General features: G+C 58.0%; 23 protein-coding genes and 2 pseudogenes. 11 read left to right on the top strand and 14 right to left on the bottom strand.

The annotated features are described in order from the left end of the window. Nucleotides 1-185: 185 nt before the first annotated feature. Together SPHINGO391_RS00430 and SPHINGO391_RS00425 are read right to left on the bottom strand one after the other, a co-directional pair. Complete coding sequence (locus tag SPHINGO391_RS00430) at nt 186-683, bottom strand: hypothetical protein (protein ID WP_152007098.1); 498 nt, start codon at nt 681-683, stop codon at nt 186-188. Nucleotides 684-705: 22 nt separating this feature from the next. Next, nucleotides 706-1251, bottom strand: coding sequence for an ATP-binding protein (locus tag SPHINGO391_RS00425; protein WP_193217134.1), 546 nt, complete (start codon nt 1249-1251; stop codon nt 706-708). A 128-nt stretch (nt 1252-1379) separates the two neighbouring features. On the opposite strand from SPHINGO391_RS00425, the gene SPHINGO391_RS00420 reads away from it, so the two are divergent. Further along, nucleotides 1380-1874, top strand: coding sequence for an ASCH domain-containing protein (locus SPHINGO391_RS00420; protein WP_244615058.1), 495 nt, complete (start codon nt 1380-1382; stop codon nt 1872-1874). A gap of 17 nt (nt 1875-1891) precedes the next feature. Here SPHINGO391_RS00420 and SPHINGO391_RS00415 read toward each other — a convergent pair whose 3' ends face one another. The 6 genes from SPHINGO391_RS00415 to SPHINGO391_RS00390 all read right to left on the bottom strand — a co-directional run bounded on the left by SPHINGO391_RS00415 (nt 1892) and on the right by SPHINGO391_RS00390 (nt 7759). Further along, nucleotides 1892-3400 (bottom strand): GNAT family N-acetyltransferase, encoded by a 1509-nt coding sequence (locus tag SPHINGO391_RS00415; RefSeq protein WP_152007095.1) that lies wholly within the window; start codon nt 3398-3400, stop codon nt 1892-1894. Between the two features lies 1 nt (nt 3401). Beyond that, nucleotides 3402-3839, bottom strand: coding sequence for a hypothetical protein (locus SPHINGO391_RS00410; RefSeq protein ID WP_152007094.1), 438 nt, complete (start codon nt 3837-3839; stop codon nt 3402-3404). A gap of 185 nt (nt 3840-4024) precedes the next feature. Continuing rightward, nucleotides 4025-4669: a PIN domain-containing protein gene (locus SPHINGO391_RS00405; protein ID WP_152007093.1), complete on the bottom strand. Its 645-nt coding sequence runs from the start codon at nt 4667-4669 to the stop codon at nt 4025-4027. Continuing rightward, on the bottom strand, nt 4644-5834 hold the full coding sequence (locus SPHINGO391_RS00400) for an XRE family transcriptional regulator (RefSeq protein WP_152007092.1): 1191 nt from the start codon (nt 5832-5834) through the stop codon (nt 4644-4646). The genes SPHINGO391_RS00405 and SPHINGO391_RS00400 overlap by 26 nt, the downstream gene beginning before the upstream one ends. Further along, nucleotides 5818-7194 (bottom strand): 7-cyano-7-deazaguanine synthase, encoded by a 1377-nt coding sequence (locus SPHINGO391_RS00395; RefSeq protein WP_244615057.1) that lies wholly within the window; start codon nt 7192-7194, stop codon nt 5818-5820. Before SPHINGO391_RS00395 ends, SPHINGO391_RS00400 begins: the two co-directional genes overlap by 17 nt. Then, nucleotides 7184-7759, bottom strand: a complete 576-nt coding sequence (locus SPHINGO391_RS00390) for a hypothetical protein (protein ID WP_152007091.1) — start codon at nt 7757-7759, stop codon at nt 7184-7186. Before SPHINGO391_RS00390 ends, SPHINGO391_RS00395 begins: the two co-directional genes overlap by 11 nt. 194 nt (nt 7760-7953) lie before the next feature. Here SPHINGO391_RS00390 and SPHINGO391_RS00385 point away from each other — a divergent pair, with 194 nt between their 5' ends. After that, nucleotides 7954-8133, top strand: coding sequence for a hypothetical protein (locus SPHINGO391_RS00385; protein WP_210385724.1), 180 nt, complete (start codon nt 7954-7956; stop codon nt 8131-8133). On the opposite strand, the pseudogene SPHINGO391_RS00380 reads toward SPHINGO391_RS00385, so the two are convergent. From SPHINGO391_RS00380 to SPHINGO391_RS00370, 3 genes and pseudogenes are all read right to left on the bottom strand, one after another. Further along, a pseudogene (locus SPHINGO391_RS00380) lies at nt 8130-8282 on the bottom strand (IS3 family transposase); the annotation flags it as partial. The gene SPHINGO391_RS00385 and the pseudogene SPHINGO391_RS00380 sit on opposite strands and share 4 nt — an antisense overlap. Nucleotides 8283-8289: 7 nt before the next feature. Then, entirely contained in the window at nt 8290-8715 is a 426-nt protein-coding gene (locus tag SPHINGO391_RS00375) for a hypothetical protein (protein ID WP_152007090.1), read from the bottom strand. 129 nt (nt 8716-8844) lie between these two features. Beyond that, nucleotides 8845-9111: a helix-turn-helix transcriptional regulator gene (locus SPHINGO391_RS00370; RefSeq protein ID WP_152007089.1), complete on the bottom strand. Its 267-nt coding sequence runs from the start codon at nt 9109-9111 to the stop codon at nt 8845-8847. Nucleotides 9112-9160: 49 nt separating this feature from the next. On the opposite strand from SPHINGO391_RS00370, the gene SPHINGO391_RS00365 reads away from it, so the two are divergent. The 3 genes from SPHINGO391_RS00365 to SPHINGO391_RS00355 all read left to right on the top strand — a co-directional run bounded on the left by SPHINGO391_RS00365 (nt 9161) and on the right by SPHINGO391_RS00355 (nt 11304). Next, a complete protein-coding gene (locus SPHINGO391_RS00365; RefSeq protein WP_152007088.1) occupies nt 9161-9670 on the top strand; it encodes a hypothetical protein in 510 nt (169 codons plus the stop codon). Between the two features lie 33 nt (nt 9671-9703). Next, the gene (locus SPHINGO391_RS00360; protein WP_152007087.1) at nt 9704-10021 is read left to right on the top strand and encodes a single-stranded DNA-binding protein; all 318 of its coding nucleotides are present in this window, start codon (nt 9704-9706) and stop codon (nt 10019-10021) included. A gap of 434 nt (nt 10022-10455) precedes the next feature. After that, a complete protein-coding gene (locus SPHINGO391_RS00355) occupies nt 10456-11304 on the top strand; it encodes a DUF932 domain-containing protein (protein WP_152007086.1) in 849 nt (282 codons plus the stop codon). A gap of 188 nt (nt 11305-11492) precedes the next feature. On the opposite strand, the gene SPHINGO391_RS00350 is transcribed toward SPHINGO391_RS00355, so the two are convergent. Beyond that, a complete protein-coding gene (locus SPHINGO391_RS00350) occupies nt 11493-12521 on the bottom strand; it encodes an antitoxin Xre/MbcA/ParS toxin-binding domain-containing protein (RefSeq protein WP_244615056.1) in 1029 nt (342 codons plus the stop codon). A gap of 183 nt (nt 12522-12704) precedes the next feature. Next, on the bottom strand, nt 12705-13016 hold the full coding sequence (locus tag SPHINGO391_RS00345; RefSeq protein ID WP_152007084.1) for a hypothetical protein: 312 nt from the start codon (nt 13014-13016) through the stop codon (nt 12705-12707). A gap of 505 nt (nt 13017-13521) precedes the next feature. Between SPHINGO391_RS00345 and SPHINGO391_RS00340 the strand changes: the two genes are divergently transcribed. The 5 genes from SPHINGO391_RS00340 (at nt 13522) to SPHINGO391_RS00320 (ending at nt 15794) form a co-directional block, all read left to right on the top strand. Next, nucleotides 13522-13842 carry a DUF736 family protein gene (locus tag SPHINGO391_RS00340; protein ID WP_152007083.1) on the top strand — a complete coding sequence of 107 codons (321 nt, stop codon included), beginning with the start codon at nt 13522-13524 and terminating at the stop codon, nt 13840-13842. Continuing rightward, the gene (locus SPHINGO391_RS00335; RefSeq protein ID WP_210385722.1) at nt 13842-14723 is read left to right on the top strand and encodes a hypothetical protein; all 882 of its coding nucleotides are present in this window, start codon (nt 13842-13844) and stop codon (nt 14721-14723) included. The genes SPHINGO391_RS00340 and SPHINGO391_RS00335 overlap by 1 nt, the downstream gene beginning before the upstream one ends. A gap of 31 nt (nt 14724-14754) precedes the next feature. After that, on the top strand, nt 14755-14940 hold the full coding sequence (locus SPHINGO391_RS00330) for a hypothetical protein (protein WP_152007082.1): 186 nt from the start codon (nt 14755-14757) through the stop codon (nt 14938-14940). Continuing rightward, nucleotides 14937-15245 carry a hypothetical protein gene (locus SPHINGO391_RS00325; protein WP_152007081.1) on the top strand — a complete coding sequence of 103 codons (309 nt, stop codon included), beginning with the start codon at nt 14937-14939 and terminating at the stop codon, nt 15243-15245. Before SPHINGO391_RS00330 ends, SPHINGO391_RS00325 begins: the two co-directional genes overlap by 4 nt. A gap of 348 nt (nt 15246-15593) precedes the next feature. Further along, nucleotides 15594-15794: a hypothetical protein gene (locus tag SPHINGO391_RS00320; protein WP_152007080.1), complete on the top strand. Its 201-nt coding sequence runs from the start codon at nt 15594-15596 to the stop codon at nt 15792-15794. Nucleotides 15795-16449: 655 nt separating this feature from the next. On the opposite strand, the pseudogene SPHINGO391_RS00315 reads toward SPHINGO391_RS00320, so the two are convergent. Continuing rightward, nucleotides 16450-16716, bottom strand: a pseudogene (locus SPHINGO391_RS00315) (hypothetical protein); the annotation flags it as partial. A 661-nt stretch (nt 16717-17377) separates the two neighbouring features. On the opposite strand from SPHINGO391_RS00315, the gene SPHINGO391_RS00310 reads away from it, so the two are divergent. Beyond that, nucleotides 17378-17825 (top strand): ParB/Srx family N-terminal domain-containing protein (locus SPHINGO391_RS00310; protein WP_152007078.1); only part of this gene is annotated, 448 nt, incomplete at its 3' end.

Below are 17825 nucleotides of genomic sequence, written 5' to 3'. Positions count from 1 at the left end.
CCGTTTTCTGAAGCTGCCTTGGATGTTCACTCGAGAACGCCCGAACTGAAGGCCCACAAGGCAAGCAAATTTAGATTGCGCGACCCATTTCATGAGGCGGAAACGCAGGTCAGTTCCATAATAGAACTTACGCGACTAAGTAATTGATTTTATTAACTAATATTCATGAAGTCGCCTGCTGGACGTCACGCATGGATTAAACGGTGCGCAACGCTCCCCAATTTGGGATGACCGTCACAGAACTCATACGCAATTCTCAAAACAGCGTTGCCGTCGTCGATATGTCGACGGTCATCAGCCTCTAGGCCGCGCTTCCATCCATGGAAGAAGTTGTTTCGAATGCGCGCAAGCGCATTGAAAACTGCCGATGCGTCGCCGCATTCTGGAGGTTCTGCTTCGAAACGGAGGCCAAAGCCTGCCTCATTGATGATCACCTGCGGCGGATCATTGATGAGTCGTCGGGCAACTAGATCCTCTTTTATCCGCTTGTAAAATTGGCCGCCGAATGTCTGGCCAACGATATCCCAGTTGATACCGACGCGAGGCGGCTTGAGCGTGTATGTCGTGCCCTCCTGCCCGAATGCCCATTCCAAACGAGAAAAAGTGGCAAAGAACCGGGTCGGAGCTTGGTCCATTTCCGCTTCGAGAGTTTCAACCACGATGTCCCAACTCGTCTGCGCCATCAGCGTTCTCGGTCCAATCGCCTCAAAGCAACGGTCGCAGAAAGGCGACGAACGCATCGGTATTGCCTGAGGCTATTGATTCCATCGGAACCGAGAGCAACGTCGCATGGTCTTTCGCAAGCTCAAGGCAGAGATCCTGGTAGTTCGACAACGTTTCTTCGTTCCGTTGTGGTCGCCCACGGGTTGAGTCGGCATTGCGCCTACTGATAATGGCGGCTGGAGTGTCAACAACGACCGCGATACCAGCCGGTCGCAGCCCAGAAATTACCTCGAAAGGAATCCTTACCAGGCCGTCATTGGTATCGACGACATTATGTCCGTCGAATAGGATCGATGTGCTGTCTTGCGCCTCATAGATGCGAAACCCGGCGAGCAAGAGTTCCTGATTGTCGACCACGCGGTCTGTCCGCAGCTCGTCAGCCGAAACGATTTGCGACGTCAAGCGTTCTTTCTCGGCGCGGATCAGTTCGCTGCCACTCACGTGACGCAGTCCTAAGGATGCGGCAGCTTGGCGGCAAAGCCAGGATTTGCCCACGCCCGAGACGCCGAATACGAGTATTGTTTTCATTGCCCACCCCACGATAGTTATCCGTATCAGCTTTCTGGGGACGGCTTCAAGCAAGGCTTGGGGACTATCAACGGCTGAGTTATACCGGATCACGACGGTAGGTTCCGGAAGGAGAGACAACATTGAAGGTGGCATTCCATCGCGCGAAGCCGATCAATCAAGGAAGTCTTGTCCCATCGGACCTTAAGGCGCACCTGAGCTGCCAGTTTCCGGATCTTGATGCTGTCGAGCGACATCGGTTTGTGATGGTTGCTGACCTGGCAGAGCTGATCTTTTCATCAAAAAAGTCGTCGACGATTCGCTTTTCAAAAGGCGCTGTCGAATACCCTTCAGCACAGGAGTTGCCGCTATTCGTGGTCGGCGATCATCGCGAAAAAGCGGCGCCAACCTGCATCGGTGCGCTCCAGATCGGCGCCGTTTGCTACAAGACCCTTGCCGAACTGAATGAGACAGACGCGCACAAGGATGGTTTTGCTTCCAAGGCGGACCTCGTCGACGCGCTGAAAATGTTCTACGGTGACATTCAGTCTAGCGACGTCCTGTCCGTCTTCGAGTTTACGCTCAGCAATCGACGGAGGTCCGCTTCGGCCACCCTCGCACACGAGCATTCGCCAGCTGCCTGAGCTGCCGGCTCCTTGCCTTAAAAGACAAAGCCAAGATTGAGCATCGGCTTCAGTCGGCGATAGTCTTGTTCAGAAATCCGTGTGATCGATTGTGGCCAGCTGCTGAGGACGTTATTCGACGTCAGAACACCCAGCGGAAGCGGCGGTACGATGTGGCCGATCAGCAGGAAATCAATCACCTTAAGCGGCGAAGAGCCGCTTACCCAGGATGTCAATTGCGCATCTGAAAACACGGATCGCTTTGCGGTCCAACGTCTCACCTCATCGACGTCCTGAGTGTGACGTACATTTTCCACGATACCGATCGAGGTCATCGATTGAGAGCGGGGGGATCCAGGCTTCTTCGTTTGATAGAAGAATATCACGTCGCCAGCGCCGATCGTGTTGTTACGAGAATGACAGATATAGACTTTGCGGATTGTGTTTCCCGGGATGGCGCCATGGGTCGTCGCCACGTTCTGCGGGAGCATTTCCACTTCCGGGAATAGCTTCGCATGATACGCTGGCCGGATCGGAATAACGAATTTGTTAGCCTTGGGACCGTCATAGAAGCGTGGATAGTTTTTACGCGCCATGCCAATCGCGGTTTCGCCAGCCCCAAGGCCGACCTTACCTTTTCCTACGACTTTCTCGAATACACCGTCGCCATCGCTGTCTGCCTGAACCCCTGTCTGCTCGAAACCGTATTCTTCAAGAAGACGGATCAGCGAGACCTGCTTTGCCTTGGCCGTGAGGTAGGTGACGTCGTAGCCGTTGCGCTGCGCATGCCAGAAAATCTGCTTGAGCAATTGCTCGCCGAGCTTTTGTCCCCTGTGATCCTCCGAGACTTTGAACGTACAAATTTTAAGGATCTTCTCGCCGGGTTTGGTGATCTCGGCCTCGGCGCGTGTCTCATTTTTACGAATGACGACCGCCGCGAGCACACCGCCGTCCTTTATGATCCAGCAATCACGGTGCTCATTGATGCACTTGGCCGTCCATTTGTCGAAATACGCGCCGTAATCACTGCGCAGGCCTTCGAAAATAGGATCTGTAAAATCAATCTCATGCGCTTTGACTTCTTCTACCGCTGGCAGAAAGACGATGTCTGGCTCGAAGCTCTGCTTCAACCAGGCCAAGGCGTCAGCAACGGTCATGACGCGATCGGCCAGATGGGCCTTCCGCGCTCGGCGATGCAGGCCGTCGTCTTCGGTGATCAGGAAATCCGCGGCCGTAATTGATACGGCGTGCAAAAGCTTCGCGTCGACAACGTCATTGGGTTTCGGAAGCTCGCCATAGCGAGCCTTCAAATCATCATCCGACGGAGACGCAATCTTTTTCAGCTGCGGGAATTTGTTAAGCTTGCTGAGCGTCGCTTTTTTTCGGGCTTCGTTGGTATCGCGATTGATGTCCTCAATCGAAGCTTCATGAACGAAAACCTGGATGCCGTTTTCATGGCATCTCCGCAGCAGATCGGCAAAATTCGCTTTGATTTCTCCGTCATCTTCAAGCTGGATGACGACGTTCGTATCGATGAGAAACTTCATCTTAGTGGCCGTAAATGATCTTGCGGAAAGCGTCGTCTGCGTAAGTGAACGACTGCGGCGGGGTGAATTTCAGCTTTGCCTTTAGCTCGTCGAGCGGCACAGGGATGTCAAGTTTGACCGGATCGCGCAGAACAAGAACATATCCCTCGCCGAGATCCCCGTAATATTCATCGAACGCCGGCTTATCGATATAGGCGACCTCATGATATTGCCGCCAGATTTCGGGGACCGGCAATCTCCTCACTTCCTCGATCGTGGCATATCCCAGCACCGCTTGAAGTGGCACCGTCGCGTAGATGAACAGCTTGGCATCGGTGGCGGTCCCATACGGGAAACGCCGCCGCAGTTCGACCTTTTTTAGTCCATCCACGATGCGGGTCGCATATTCAGGCTTGATGCTGAGGACGAAGTCCTGCTTGAAAAGATCCAGATTTGTCATACTACAATCGAACTTAGAATCACGCCGAGATGCAGCGTTATTTTCTCATACTACCGCGAATTGCCTGGGTCCATACTGTCGGAAACAAGTATTTCCATGGTGAGACAGGACACGTGGCAGGGTAGTCGCGACGAGAAACTTCAACGAGCCCGATGCGTCTTCTTGGTCGTTGAGGCCTTAAACGTCTAGGCGACGCCGGCGCGAATGCCAGCCTCGATGCGAGCGCCAAAGCGAAGTTTGTAGCCGGGGAGGCAAGTGCAATCGCGAGCCCTCTCCTCACCGATCAAGGCGATCACCTCGTCAGTAGAGATCGCCGGAATACGCATGCGCCCGTCGCGTAGAGCAAGAAACAGCGCCTCGCGGGCGCCCTCGTCGCCCAGCGTGTCGAGCGTCACGGGATGCCGGAAAAGCTCCAGCGACCAGCCTGGCTTTCGTCCCGGAAGGAGCGTGGTCGCGCGCCCTCGTCCCCGTTTCTCGTCGATGATGGGCAAGCAGCCTCTCGCTGCCGCGACAGCGAGAGTGGCAGCCTCACCATCGTCCAACTCAGGAGCAGATGAAGTCAGCTCGAAAAAAATCTCGAACTCGCTGTCCGTTAACTCGGTCACGCTCACACCCTGTGAGGCAACCAGCGTTTTCAGAAAACTGTGTTCTCCGTTGCGACGGCTCGTTTCGTGCTCGAGTTCACCCGCCACGATCTGCGTCACGATAATATCGTTTGGAATTGCCGCAAGGATTTGCTCGCCGTATCCGCACGCGTGAAGATTGATCAACACGCTGGTATCGAGCACAAGAGCCTCTTTGACGTCACTCAGCGAGCTTGAGCAGGTCATCCGTGTCTCTATCCTCAAGCTCGATCTGGTCGACGATTTCGCGAAATTCTACCCGGCTGACTTTCAAGAGTTCAGCAAGTTGGCCCTCGGACATCAACTCCCGCTTCCATGCCGCATGGGCCATAAGGCTCATGCGTTGGGATACCAGCCGGTCCGCATCGGCCTTTCCAGAATCCTGCCGTTCTGGCGAATGGCCGAAAACGTCCCGGACGTGGTCTTCAGTAATTCCGCCATTGTTTTCGAACCAGGCCCAGGTGCCCTTTTTGACCAGCCCCAACTCTTCAAGCCTCAAGACACACGCTTGCCGCGAAATATTGTATCTCTCTGCAAGAAGAATGATAAGTCGCCGCGTCGTTTTCCCGGTGATTTCCTTCAGTTCAAGAAAACTCCGCGTGAAACTTTCCGCCGGGGCAACAAAAGCTCTGCCGAAGGCATTCGCGTATCTTTCGTCGCGCGACAAAAATCTCTCATCGACTTCCAGAATTTCTGGCATTTGCCTGGTGCCGTAGAAGTGGCCGGTTTCATGCGCCGCCGTCTGGATGCGCCTTGGAAGCGGGTGATTTGCATTTAAAAGTATGCAGGCACCAACGTTCTCGTCATAGGTGAACAGACCAGCGATCCGAGATCGTGATGACAGGCGCCGTTGATAAAGCCTGATGCCCAGACCATGCTCGATAATCGAGAAGATATCGCTGATCGGTCCCTGCCCCAGCCCGAGCCATTCTCGCAATTCGGCGGCATGCGCCTCGCCAAGGACGGCAACATCGCCTTCGTTGATGCCGCGTTCAGGAGGGTAGTTACGCCGCCGCTGAATTCCGAGGACATTTTCGAGTTCGACATCCGCTTTGATCAGATCGTTAAGGAGGCGCACAGCCTCAAGCGTATGTTCGTCTTCGGTCTCGCGTAGCTTCCTGAAACGCGGTACTAGATCGGTATGAACCGCCTCGCGACGAAGCAGACCGTTCACCGAGACCCTGTAGTGGCGCGCGAGCAGCTGGATTTCCTGTATCCGAACCCGGCGGACGCCCTGCTCAATCGATACCAAAGTGGGTCTGGATACGCCAATGACCTGTGCGGCGTCGTCTTGCCGAACGCGGGCGTTCTCGCGAGCGATCCGAAGCCGTCTGCCAATTTCCTGGGCGCTGAGCTCATTCAAAGCGGCCATAGCGCCCTCCCTCCATCCAACCTCTCAGAAAGCTCTGTTCTCCCTGCGCGGATAAGAAAGTCCGCCATTCCTGTGCATGCGTCATCAACATCATTTTCAGTTTCTGCAGCGTATCATCATAACTCTGCGCAGTTGCTGCACCGATCTGCGAAGCGTGTATTCGAAGCGCCGTATCGGGCAAAGTAGCGAGATCAGCAAGGTGCTGCAGATGTCGAGCCCCGACGCTCCCATATTCAATCATAATGTCGCGGTCGGCCTTACCTCTTATGCGCGAGAGGGCCACTTCCAGGTCACCCGTCGTGAGATTTGATACGACGTAGGTCTCGGGCGGTTCGACGACGCCCGCCGCAAACATGCTCTGTCTGCGAAGTAGGCATGCAGCGCACAAACCGCACTGTCTGCGTTTTTTGCCGTCATTCACGACGCGGCGCGACTGCCAGCACGATTTGGTATTGGCGAGATGCTTCTGTTCCTTCCCGGGCAATGCAAGGTAGGCGGAAAGCGTCTGACCCTTCGTTGACCACAGCCGGGGCTGTTCATAGCACAGGCTTACGTCAAAGATTGCGCGGACGAACTTTTCCATCTTGCGAAAGAAGCTCGGGAAATTACGATAGTCTACATAGATGTTGTGCAGCGGTACCAGCGCTGGTCCAAAGGCCCCCTGCCCGCTTTCCGGTACGACGATGCGGGTTATTCCGGAAAGATGTGCGGCAATTGCCGTCATTGCGGCGAACTGGAAGCCGCGCGACCTGAAGCTGCTTTCTTTTGCCTTGAACCCGGTGACCTTGAAAGGAATCTGAGTGAAGAAGCTGTCGCCTTCGCGACGGCGTTGACGCTTGCCGGCCACTCGAATGCATAGAGCTTCGTCCTTACTTCCGCTCAAGGCCGACACTGCACGTGAATCCAACCCCTCGCTGTAAGCGACCGCGAACTTTTTTTTGTGGTCGAAAATCAAAGGCAACTGCCTTGACCCAATCGGCGTCGGGTTGTTCGCTCGAACGAAGGAGAAATGCCAGCTATCTCCGGTCAGGTGTTTCATGAGACTTCGAAGGCTCTGAGAGACAGCTGGCCGGAGCCACGTCTCCACGTCAATAGCCGGAATGGTGACATGAAGATCGCGGTGCCAACCGGCGGGTCTTTTCCATCGGCGGTCTGCGAGCTCGATGGCAGCGCAGAGGACCATCAGGTCGTAGTGCTTCGACGAAAAGCCCTTGACGTTGAAGCTGTCCAAAACTTCAGGCTTAAACCGAATATGCTCATCGATAATTGCGATTTCGCCGCCGGTTCCTGCGCCTTGGCCTTTCTCGACGACGACAAGATGTTTGTCACGGGTCATCGGCTCATCGTCGTCACGGCGCATCGTCAGGGCCCTCGTCCACATTGCTTCGTGCTATCGGCTTGAACGCGTTTTTGTTCGACTGAGCGAGCGCGTTGCAAAGCTGCTCGGCGTCTATCGACGCGAAAGTCTCGCCATTTCGCTTCATGCCTTTGTTGTAGTCGGAGTGGCTCATATCACCGACCGCCTTCGCTCGAATGCATTCCTCATCCATGCGGTTCTTAGTCGAATCGATCCAATCGATCACAGTGCTCGCGAGCGCCGCGCTCAAGGCATCGCGCTCCGTTTGGCCCTCACGAAGGTTACAAAGCATGTTGGCCATCAGAGGCTCGGCGAGACACGAGCTTTTGTGATTATCGAAGATTGCTTCGGTCGCCGCTAAACAATCGAGATCGAGCTGATCCCGCGAAGCCTTTTCGGTGAGCTCCGAAAATAGGCCGTGGAAGGCGCTCATATCGACGCCCAGCAGCATGCTGTGGCATGCCCGCTTCACACGGTCATCGTTGGAAACGGCATCGCTGACGAGATCTTGCCCGTACCTCTTCCAGCTGCTCGACAATGGTGCATTTCTAAACGGACCGTCAGTCATCGTTGCCCCCTTATGTTCGGAAAGGTAGGGGTGAAATCTGACAAAGTCAAGAATTAGGGAGAAATTTCTGACAATATGAATTTACGCGACGGGTAGCTCGCTCTGGCAAGTCTTCCCTGCTTCTCCGATCCGATCGACGATGACATCAGCCTGCTGATCGAGACGATCCATGCGTTTACAATCTTCTGGAAATCATGGCGGTGGACGGGATCGACACGTTCCTAGTGGCCTCCGGCGATCTGGCACTCACCTTCGGTGCAAGTCCGGTCACCTACGAATTGCAGAAGAGAATCACGCCTGAGATCGTTCAAGCGAAAATTCACCTCGCGATCGCAACTCATAGCCTGCTGCCGGTTTTTCGGACACCAGGTTAAGCTAACATACCTTTCTCCTCGAACTCGACGGGGCTCATATAGCCCAATGTCGAGTGCCGTCGCGGAGGATTGTAGAAGCGCTCGATGTAATCGAACACGTCGGCCCTGGCGTCATCCCTCGTCCTGTAGAGCTGCGGGCTGTTGCGCTGCTACAAGTTATTTGACAGGTGAACAAATCAAGGGTCGAAGCTCCTGCACAATCACGCCGGCTTTGGGTGAAAGCATCGCACCAATCCAGTTGTCGGAAAATGTCCCCGCCGGGTCGGCAGGGGAAAGCCAGATCACCTCGTTTGTATCGAGTTCGATTTTCACCTCACTGCCGATCGGACTGCCGGCGACAGTCTGGACGTAGTGGCGCTTGATCGGATGGGGCTTTCCCTCGGCGTCAATCAGTAGATTCTCGCGATATGCCATTTCGATCTTGCCGCCCTCCCCGCTCGACTCGCAATCGGTTGCCCGTTCGCATCGGATGACCGAGGAATAAGTGCAGGACCAGGTGAAGCCGCTACGCCACATCGGATTGTCCGCAGCCCATGCGGTAGGTGCCATCAGCACCAGCACCGAGATCAGTCGATACTTCAAGATTCGCCATCCCTCAATTGGCTCGAACGTCAGGTTCGGCCGTGAACATGCAGGGGTGACGATAAAATATAATTTACGTTATGCGCAACGAAATCGTCGCGACTTCCGAATTGGACGTAGCCACAAGACTCAACTGTCGTCCGATTTCATACCAAGCATCAGGTCTTGCATAGGCACCTTCAGATTGGTGCTGATCCGCGTGATGACCTGAAGGGACGGATTCGCCGTGGCGTCGAGAATCCTAAAATAATAAGGCGTGGTGATCTCGCAAAGCTTCACCAGCTCCTTTTTCGTCAGGCCGCGCTTCTCCCGCTCACGCTCCATGACGATCGCCATGTTTCGCAGGATCATCGTCCCAAGGTCTGTATCGGCCTTCTTGCGTTTGCTCGGTGCCATAGGATAAACTATAGTTTACTCGTTCGTGTTTTTGATGAGAGAGTTGCCTATGTCAGCCAAAGCCTCGCCTGCCAACGTTATCGCCGGGATCCTCCTGGCGGTCGCCATGCTGCCCACGCCCGCTACAGCGAGCGAATGGGGCTGCGAGGTTCTGTTGTGTGCTTCGTCTTCCAACCCGTCCTGGAGGGGTGTACCGGCTTGCCATCCGCCGATGAACCGGCTGATGTCCGCGATGAAGAAACCGGGCTTCGACTGGCCCACCTGCCCGGAAGGAGGAACGGGAGAGCCGGGCTATCAGAGATATGCGGAGTGCCCGGAGGGCTATCAGGTCGGGAGCAGCAGGGACCGCAACGGCTTCGCCAGGGAAGGCGATCTGTGCGTCAAGACAGTCAACGTTTGCCAGGGCAATACGCACGGTCTCTATAACTCTGATCGGCAGCGGAGCTGCATACAAACGGTCTCCATGTCTCGACCGCTCAGGTCAGAGCCTTATTTCTTCGACATCAAGAATGACACCTCTGGCCAAACCGAGCGGCATTGGTTCGAGTTGCACAAATAACCGGATTTCAGCGGTTAAGGAAGGTTTAAATCCATGCGGACTGTCAACCGTCACACCCTGCTCGGCCACGTCGGAAACATTATAAAGCTCAAGAATGTGCTAAAGGTGAACATCGCCACCAATCGCGACTGGCAGGCCGACGGCGATCGAAAAACCGCCACCGATTGGGCGCAGGTGACGATCCTCGACAGGAAGCAGGCCGAGTGGATCGAAGAAAATGTCGGGCCGGGCGATCTCGTCTATGTCGAGTCCCGGATCTCGAATTCCAGCTACGAGCGCGACGGGGAGCTGGTTTACACCACCGACGTCATCGCGCAGCTCTTTAATCTCCTCTCGAAGAAACCATCCTGACAAAAGGCCATTGGCCACCGCCCGTTCCGGTCGGCCGCGCTCTATGCGAAGCACGGAGCCAGCCTTTAGCCGTCTCCGCCGATCCCGGTGACGATCGCTTGTCCAGTCGGTGGCTATGCCCCCGGCACTGAGGCCCGTCGCCGGGCCGCATTTCTGTTTCCGCCCCATGACAGCGCTGGCCGTTCGGATCAAGGGGCAGGCGCGGCACAGCCGCTTGTCGCGCCGGCAAAAAAACGGCTTTCCGCCTGCGGCCGAACCTTCCGTTTTTTCCCCGTCACGACCCCTTGACCCGACCGGCCGTCGCCGCAGGGCGGGCTTTCGCCCTCCCCGCTCCGTCCGGGGGAATGTCAGAGGCCATTCCCCCGGAAAGACCGGGGAGGCTTCGCCCAAGGGGGCTTCCCCTTCGGGAAACGGGGAAAAACAGGAGACAGACAATGAGCATCTACACCGAGACCGCCCGTTTCGACACCGGCCGCGCCTTGACCGAAACCGAAATGCGCCGCATCGCGCCGTCGATCTTTGCCGTGACCGCCCATGAGAGCCGGTCCGAGCGTTTCAAACCCATCCCGACCATCGAGGTGTTGCGCGGCCTCATGAACGAGGGATTCATGCCGGTCGGCGCCAAGCAGTCCCGCAGCCGCACCGAAGGCAAGGCCGATTTCACCAAGCACCTTATTCGAATGCGCCGTGTCGATGACGGCAAGGTCTATAATGTCGGCGATACCGTCTGCGAAATCCTCCTGAAAAACGCCAATGACGGAACCAGCGCCTACGAACTGATGGCCGGGCTTTTCCGGGTGCGGTGCCTCAATTCCCTCGTGACGCAGACCGGCACCATAGACGCCATCAAGGTCCGCCATTCCGGGGACGTGCAGCTCAAGGTCATCGAGGGAACCTATCGCGTTCTCGGCGAGGCCGAACGCACCCTTGCCGCTCCGCAGGATTGGTCGACCATGCGCATGACCCCAGAGGAGGCGAGAATTCTGGCAGATGCCGCCCATGTTCTCCGCTTCGGAGACAATGAAGGCGAGACGACCACGCCGATCAAGCCGGAGCAGTTGCTTGTCCCGCGCCGTCACGACGACCGCGCCAACGATCTGTGGACGACGTGGAACGTGGTGCAGGAAAACGCGATCAAGGGTGGTTTGCGCGGCGTCGGCCGCGACGATCTCGGCAGGCCGCGCCGTGCAACCTCCCGTGCCGTCAACGGCATCGATCAGGATATCAAGCTCAACAAGGCCCTGTGGCTGCTCGGAGAAAGGATGGCCGCGCTGAAGGCGTAAGCATCGCATCTATTGTTGCTGAAGGGACGCCTGGCCGTAAGGTCGGGCGTCCCTTTGCATTTGCGAAACCGCGAGTTCGGTCAGATCCGGTGGCCGTGTGCCTGCCCCTCGCCGCATCGAGCGGCGCGGGGCAGGACGAAGGGCGCCCCAAAGCCCCGCCCCTCGAACTCCCTTCCCGCCCATAGCTATTAGGATTTCGAGGACAAACCGTCCCGATCGCCCACCTTGTCGAGCTGGCCGCGAATATAGGCGTCGATGTAGTCGAAGACTTCCACCGCGCCAGCATCCGTCTCAATCAGGTCGATCGGCCGCCGACCGCCGAGATGGGCGTTTGCTTGGCGCGCCCATTTCAGAATTTCGCCATCGGTGCGCAGCACCGGGCGTGCCATATCCAGCATTGTTGCGAGATGGTGCGGCTTCGCATACCATGAATGCGGCTTTATGCTCGCACGGCGTCGGCCAGGGACGACATCCGGCAGTTGCGACGCGCGCAGTTCGTCCTCCGTGATATGCCGCCGGACCCAATGGGCCAGCTTTGCCAGCGACACGTTGGCTTCCCGCTCGAGGTCGCCACCAGCGCCAACCTTGCGAGTCGGTATAACCAGGCCACGGACAATATTCGGGCAACGCGCCTCCAGCATTTCCAGGGCCGGCGCAAGGTCCGTATCGTTGGTGACGAGCACCACCTGGTCGATCTCTCCGCTCAGGGCGTCATCATAAAGCTGGAGCGCCAGATTCACATCCGACTGCTTCTCCTCCAGCTTCCAGACCTGGATCTTGTCGCAATCGCGCGGCCACCGTTTCGGGTCGTCGGCTGGAACAATATGCTGGTTGGCCTTGTAGAGGGAATAGTGACCCATCACGAAAGATAGCCGGCCGCCGCAATGCGACGTCAGCGCATTGTGGTAGTGGGCCTGCGACGAGACCGAATCCTCGCCCTTGGAAGCACTCTCGATGATCTTGGCGGTGAAATACTTGATCGCGCAGTCCGGATGCAGGGCCATCGTTGCCGGATCGGCTTCCGGCGTCGTGCGATAGAGGATTGTCGGCAGAATTTGCGTCTCGAACAGGGCCAGGACGTCAAGCCATTTGAACGCGGTCTTGCGCAGGCAGCCGTAATAAAGATTGTAGCCGTCGATATAGACGCGTGTTCTTAACGCCGGCACTCCTGCCCCCAAGACATAAAAAAACCGGCTTGCGCCGGCTTTTTCCCCCAACCGCCCGGAGCCCATGTCTCTCAGGATGCTGGGTTAGTTGTTAGCTCTAAACATAGTGCCATGGGTCTCGCTCGTCAACCGGTTTTGACCGTCGCCCATGCGTTTGAACCAGCGATTTCGCCGTAATTTCTCGTAAAATAGGCATTCCACAGTCAATCTGCAAGCAATCAGCACCTGCCCTCGTCACGGTCGAGAGCCGGAGGATATCGTCTCGATGACCGCGTGGTCCTTGACGATGGCGGAAAATCCATCGTTCAGCAAAGCCATGATCGCAGCGGTCGTCATCGGAACGGTTTCGATCCTTTCCAGGCAGATCAGGCTATCGTCGGGATCGCGACCAGCCTGCAGATGAGCACGCAAGTCCAGCAACGCCTGTTTCGCCATGTCCCTGTCCTCGTAGAAATAGGGCGCCACGGAAGGGTCGTCCCAGCAATGTTCGCCAGGGCGCGATTTGCCGGCCACGGTATAGAAGATGAGGGTTGGCGCCGTCTCCATTGCATTTCTCCTTCAGCGATGAATCTCTGTCGGATCGGAACCTAGCTGCAGGATTGACGCCGGCAACTCGCAGAAATGCTAGTTGGGCCACCGCCCGTTCCGGTCGGCCGCGCTCTATGCGAAGCACGGAGCCAGCCTGTGGCCGTCTCCGCCGATCCCGGTAACGATCGCTTGTCCAAGTCGGTGGCTATGCCCCCGGCACTGAGGCCCGTTCCGGGCCGCGTTCCTGTTTCCGCCCCATGACAGCGCCGGCCGTTCGGATCAAGGGGCAGGCGCGGCAGAGCCGCTTGTCGCGCCGGCAAAAAAACGGCTTTCCGCCTGCGGCCGAACCTTCCGTTTTTTCCCCGTCACGACCCCTTGACCCGCCCGGCCCTCGCCGCAGGGCGGGCTTTCGCCCTCCCCGCTCCGTCCGGGGGAATGTCAGAGGCCATTCCCCCGGACGGAGCGGGGAGGCTTCGCCCGAAAGGGGCTTCCCTTCGGGAAACGCAAGCTCAGGAGACAGACCATGACCGAACTCGCAAACTTCATCCGTATCAACGAAGACAACACGATCAGCGGCAACATCGCCTCGATCTCTTACGACCTCGATATCACCGGCGAACCCTTCACCAGCACCAACGCGAAAGCGCCGGTCTACCGCCTTTTTGCAAAGTCCCCGCGTGGTCGGCGCATCGAAGTCGGCGGCATCTGGCAGAAGAAGAACCAGAGCGGTGGCGACTATCTCAGCCTTTCCGTCAACACCGGCCATGGGCGGCTCAATGCCAATCTTGGCCGCTTCCCCGGTCAGGACGACGAAGACCTGATGGCCGTCATTCCGTGGGACTGATGGCGCGACCGAAACACCTGATGACCGAGGGGGATCGTTCCCCTTCGGCGCACCGGGAAACCTTCGACGACGATTTCAAGGATATGATCATGGATGCCCCGAACATCGACACGCTGGGCGTTGCGCTGGTGGAGAAGGGCTTTGCGGCCAATCTCGCCTGTCTCGACATCAACAATTCCCTGTCCGTGCCGCACGGTTTCGACCTGCCTGCGCCGTGGAACCTGCCGTCGCGCATGTTCCGCTTTCCCGTCGAGGTTTGCCGCCCCGAAGGCGACCAGCCGCGTACCCTCGGCCTTCGCCATCCCCTCTTGGCCGATCATCCCTACGTTCGGCACGTCGAGGCACTGCTGGGTTTCGAGATCGCCCGCAACGGCGCGCCGAACCGTCATGGATATTCCACCGCGCCGACCGCCCGCTGGTGGCACGCCGTCGATCTGGTCATGGCGGGGAAGTGGCGCAAACTGCTGGAAACGCGAGAGTTCACCGAGCCGGATTGCATCATGCACGCCGTTGCCTTCGGATGCCGCTATTCTCACCACGAGGACAAAAAGGCGTCTGGCTACATCTCGATTGCCAACGCCCGGAAGGTCATGGACGCACTCGGTTCGAACGAACCCGGCGAGCGCAGCGCCACCATCCGCGCCTTTTCGGCCCCGAGCCTTTGCCGTCAGGAAAAGGGTGCGGAGCACTGGCCGATCAATACCGGCCGCCTGTCGGCCGAGGCGGAGGCATGGGGCATGATTATCGGCATCGAGGACGGCTGGTTTCGCCATGACCGCGCTGGTTTCCTCCAATGGTCCGAGCTGGGGCGCGAGCGTTATGCGGCGGGCGATAGCGCCTCATATGTGCAGGCAAGCGGTCAAGCCGCCTTCGCCTTCTAGGCATTGGTCAGAGCAGAGAGAGAAAACACCCATGAGCAAGCAAACACTTACCATCATCCAGACATTCCGCGCCGAGCGCCGGATCACCGTGGACGTCGATGCGGCGGATCACGAAACCGCCATCGAGGAATTCCAGAGTGGCAGCGCCGACGTTCCTGCTTTTGACGATCCGAGGTGGAAGACGGAGTGGAATTTGCAAAGCGGGGGCTACGAATGAGCCGCTATACGATCACTCTCCTGAAAGGTGAGAGAACGGACGACGAGGCTGTCATCGGCTTCGACCCACCGCTGCGCACCTTCTTCCTTCAGGGCTTCGAGGCCGACGATGATTTCGGCACGCCTGAAATCTGGCTCGGCACGCTCTTGGAGGAATTCCCGACCTTGGAAGGGATCATCGAGGCGGCACGCCGGCAGGGCTACGAGGTCCGCGGCCTTGAGCGCGCCGACATGATTGCGCTTCTGGCGGAGGCGGGTCATGACTATGAGCCATCCATTGCCGAGAAGCTTGGATTTATCCTGTAGTTTTCCCCCTGCCTCGCCCTCATCTCGGAGGGGCAGGACCGCTTTTGACCGTTGGCGCCCGCATCGAGCGGGCGCGCATCGGTTCGAGAGGAGCCCCAAAGCCCCTCCCCGCCCAAGCCTCGGAAATTAGCCATGCCTGGGTAGATGGGGGCGTTTCCGGATTCTGGTACAGGGGTAGCCGGAGTCGATTGCTCCTCTCGGCGGACCGCGCAGCTACATGAGTTTAAACGGATGGGCCGAATCTTAAAAATATAATCTTTTGATTCGAAGGCTTACGCTATCTGGTCTAGACCGATTTGCGGCGCCGAGCGCGCGCACCCCCTTGGCGAACCTCTGTGGTGTGATATTTTGCGCAGCAAGCAGCCCGGTTCTTTCACGTTTTCTTTTGGTGAAAGCACCAACACGATGCAGCCCCTCAACAAGCTCAATCTCGAAGTCGTCGGCATCAGCGTTGGTGCTGAGGGCTATTTCGCTGTCTCCGCCGTTCTATTGACCTTTCTTGTGGCAGCGGCGGGTTTTTTGGCGGGCCGTAAGCTTGGCTGGTGGTGATTGTTTTCCACTACCGGAAATCAAAGAGCAGCTTGTCCGCGCGCTTTTCTTTCTGCCTGTTTCCCGGTGATGATGCCCGTTTTCCAGCCGCAGCGCCGTGAGGACGGCGCGGCCGCGGCCGCAGCGAGCCGCAGGCGAGCGGAGCAGGCGGAGGAAACCCGCGCTCCCCAATAGCGCCGTAGGGTTTTCCGGAGCCTCGTGGGAAACGGGCGGTTTTCCATGATGGTGAATTTCTTCGGTGTCTTGGTGGGCCACTACCCGTTCCAGTTGGGTGCGCTCTATGCGAAGCACGGAGACAGACTTCTACCGTCTCCGCCGTTTGCCTGTCCCCTGCCGCATCGAGCGGCGCGGGACAGGGCGAGGGGTGCCCCGAAGCCCCACCCCTCGAACACCCCTGCCCGCCCAAGAAAAAGCGGATCGCTGCGAGCGGGCGCAGTCGGTCCCGGCTCGCCCTGCGGGCCGCTATGCTGAGCCTCCTGCGGCTGTGCTCCGTCCGCTCTCGCGCGACGAGAATTCCCGAAATCCCGCCCACGGGCGGCGCGATGCTGATTTCTCCGATGCTCTTCATCGTCAGAAGACAGCGCCTGCTCGTTTCACATCGCGGCGGCGCGTCCCGCGCGCTACGCGCCCCCTCCCCCGGCGCGGCGTCTCTGCGCTACGCCAGCCCGCCCACAAAGCCACTCAATTCGCACCTTGGAAAGCGTCTGACCGTAGAAGCCGCGTTCATGTAGCTTGCCATTGCCTCGATCTCGTCGTGATACAGTTGCGAGAGGTCCAGCTTTTGCGGCACGACACTTCGGTCGGGACAAATCTGCTTGACCTTGTGGCTCGACACTACGTTCTTGACGCCGGCGGCTTTGGTGTCCTTCGGACAGGCCATGACGGCTTTGCGGCCGGTTCTCGCAAACGGCACAACACCGACCGGGCGACCGCGCTCCCGCCTGTTGCTCCATCAAGACGAAAACCCAACGAAATCAAGATGAGCCGCTCGATATCGTGAAGTTTTCGCATAGTCGGCTCCGCCGGAAATATGGGGGAGCAAAGTCCACCGATGCACAGTGACGTGCATAGGAATAACTGCTCGGAATGAGTATATGTTCCTTATTTGTTCTCGTTCCGATTTGGAGTCAGTCCGTCTCGTACCGAGCATTGTGGATGGGAGGGGCCACCGCCCGTTCCGGTCGGCCGCGCACTATGCGAAGCACCGAGCCAGCCTGCGGCCGTCTCTGCCGATCCCGGTAACGATCGCTTGTCCAACGGGCGCTGCGCGCCCGCGGGGGAGGCCCGTTCCGGGCCGCGTTCCTGTTTCCGCCCCATGACAGCGCCGGCCGTTCGAATCAAGGGGCAGGCGCGGCAGAGCCGCTTGTCGCACCGGTAAAAAAACGGCTTTCACCGCTGCGCGCCGAACCTTCCGTTTTTTCCCCGTCACGACCCCTTGACCCGAACAACCGCCGCCGTGGGGCGGGCTGCGCCCTCCCCCCTCTGTCCGGGGGAATGTCAGAGGCCATTCCCCCGGACAGACCGGGGAGGCTTCGCCCAAGGGGGCTTCCCCTTCGGAAAACGGGAAACCACGGAGACCGACAATGACCGATACACATGCAGAAACCGAAACCATCATCGTGGCCCTGAACAAGCTCGACCTCGACCCCTTGAACGTGCGCAAGACCTATGCCACCGACGGCATTCAGGAGATGGCCGCGACCATTCGCAGCGACGGCTACCGCATCCTACAAAACCTCATCGTCCGCAAAGGTGACAAGCGCGGGCGCTTCTATGTCATCGCCGGCGGCCGACGCCTTGCCGCCCTCAACCTTCTGGCCGAAGCGGGTGAGATTTCCAAGGATTTCCCGGTCGAATGCAAGGAGCGCAGCGCGGAAGAGGCGACCGAAATCAGTCTCATCGAAAACATGCAGCGCGAAGCCATGCACCCGGTCGATGAATATGAAGCGTTCCGCGTCATGGCCGACGCCGGAAAGTCCGTCGAGGATATCGCCGCCCGGTTCGGCACCACCGAAGTCATGGTGCGCAAGC

Origin of the sequence: Hoeflea sp. EC-HK425 (genome assembly GCF_902498795.1) — a bacterium.
GTDB classification, from domain to species: domain Bacteria; phylum Pseudomonadota; class Alphaproteobacteria; order Rhizobiales; family Rhizobiaceae; genus Hoeflea; species Hoeflea alexandrii.
This window is presented reverse-complemented; position numbering and strand designations above follow the sequence as displayed.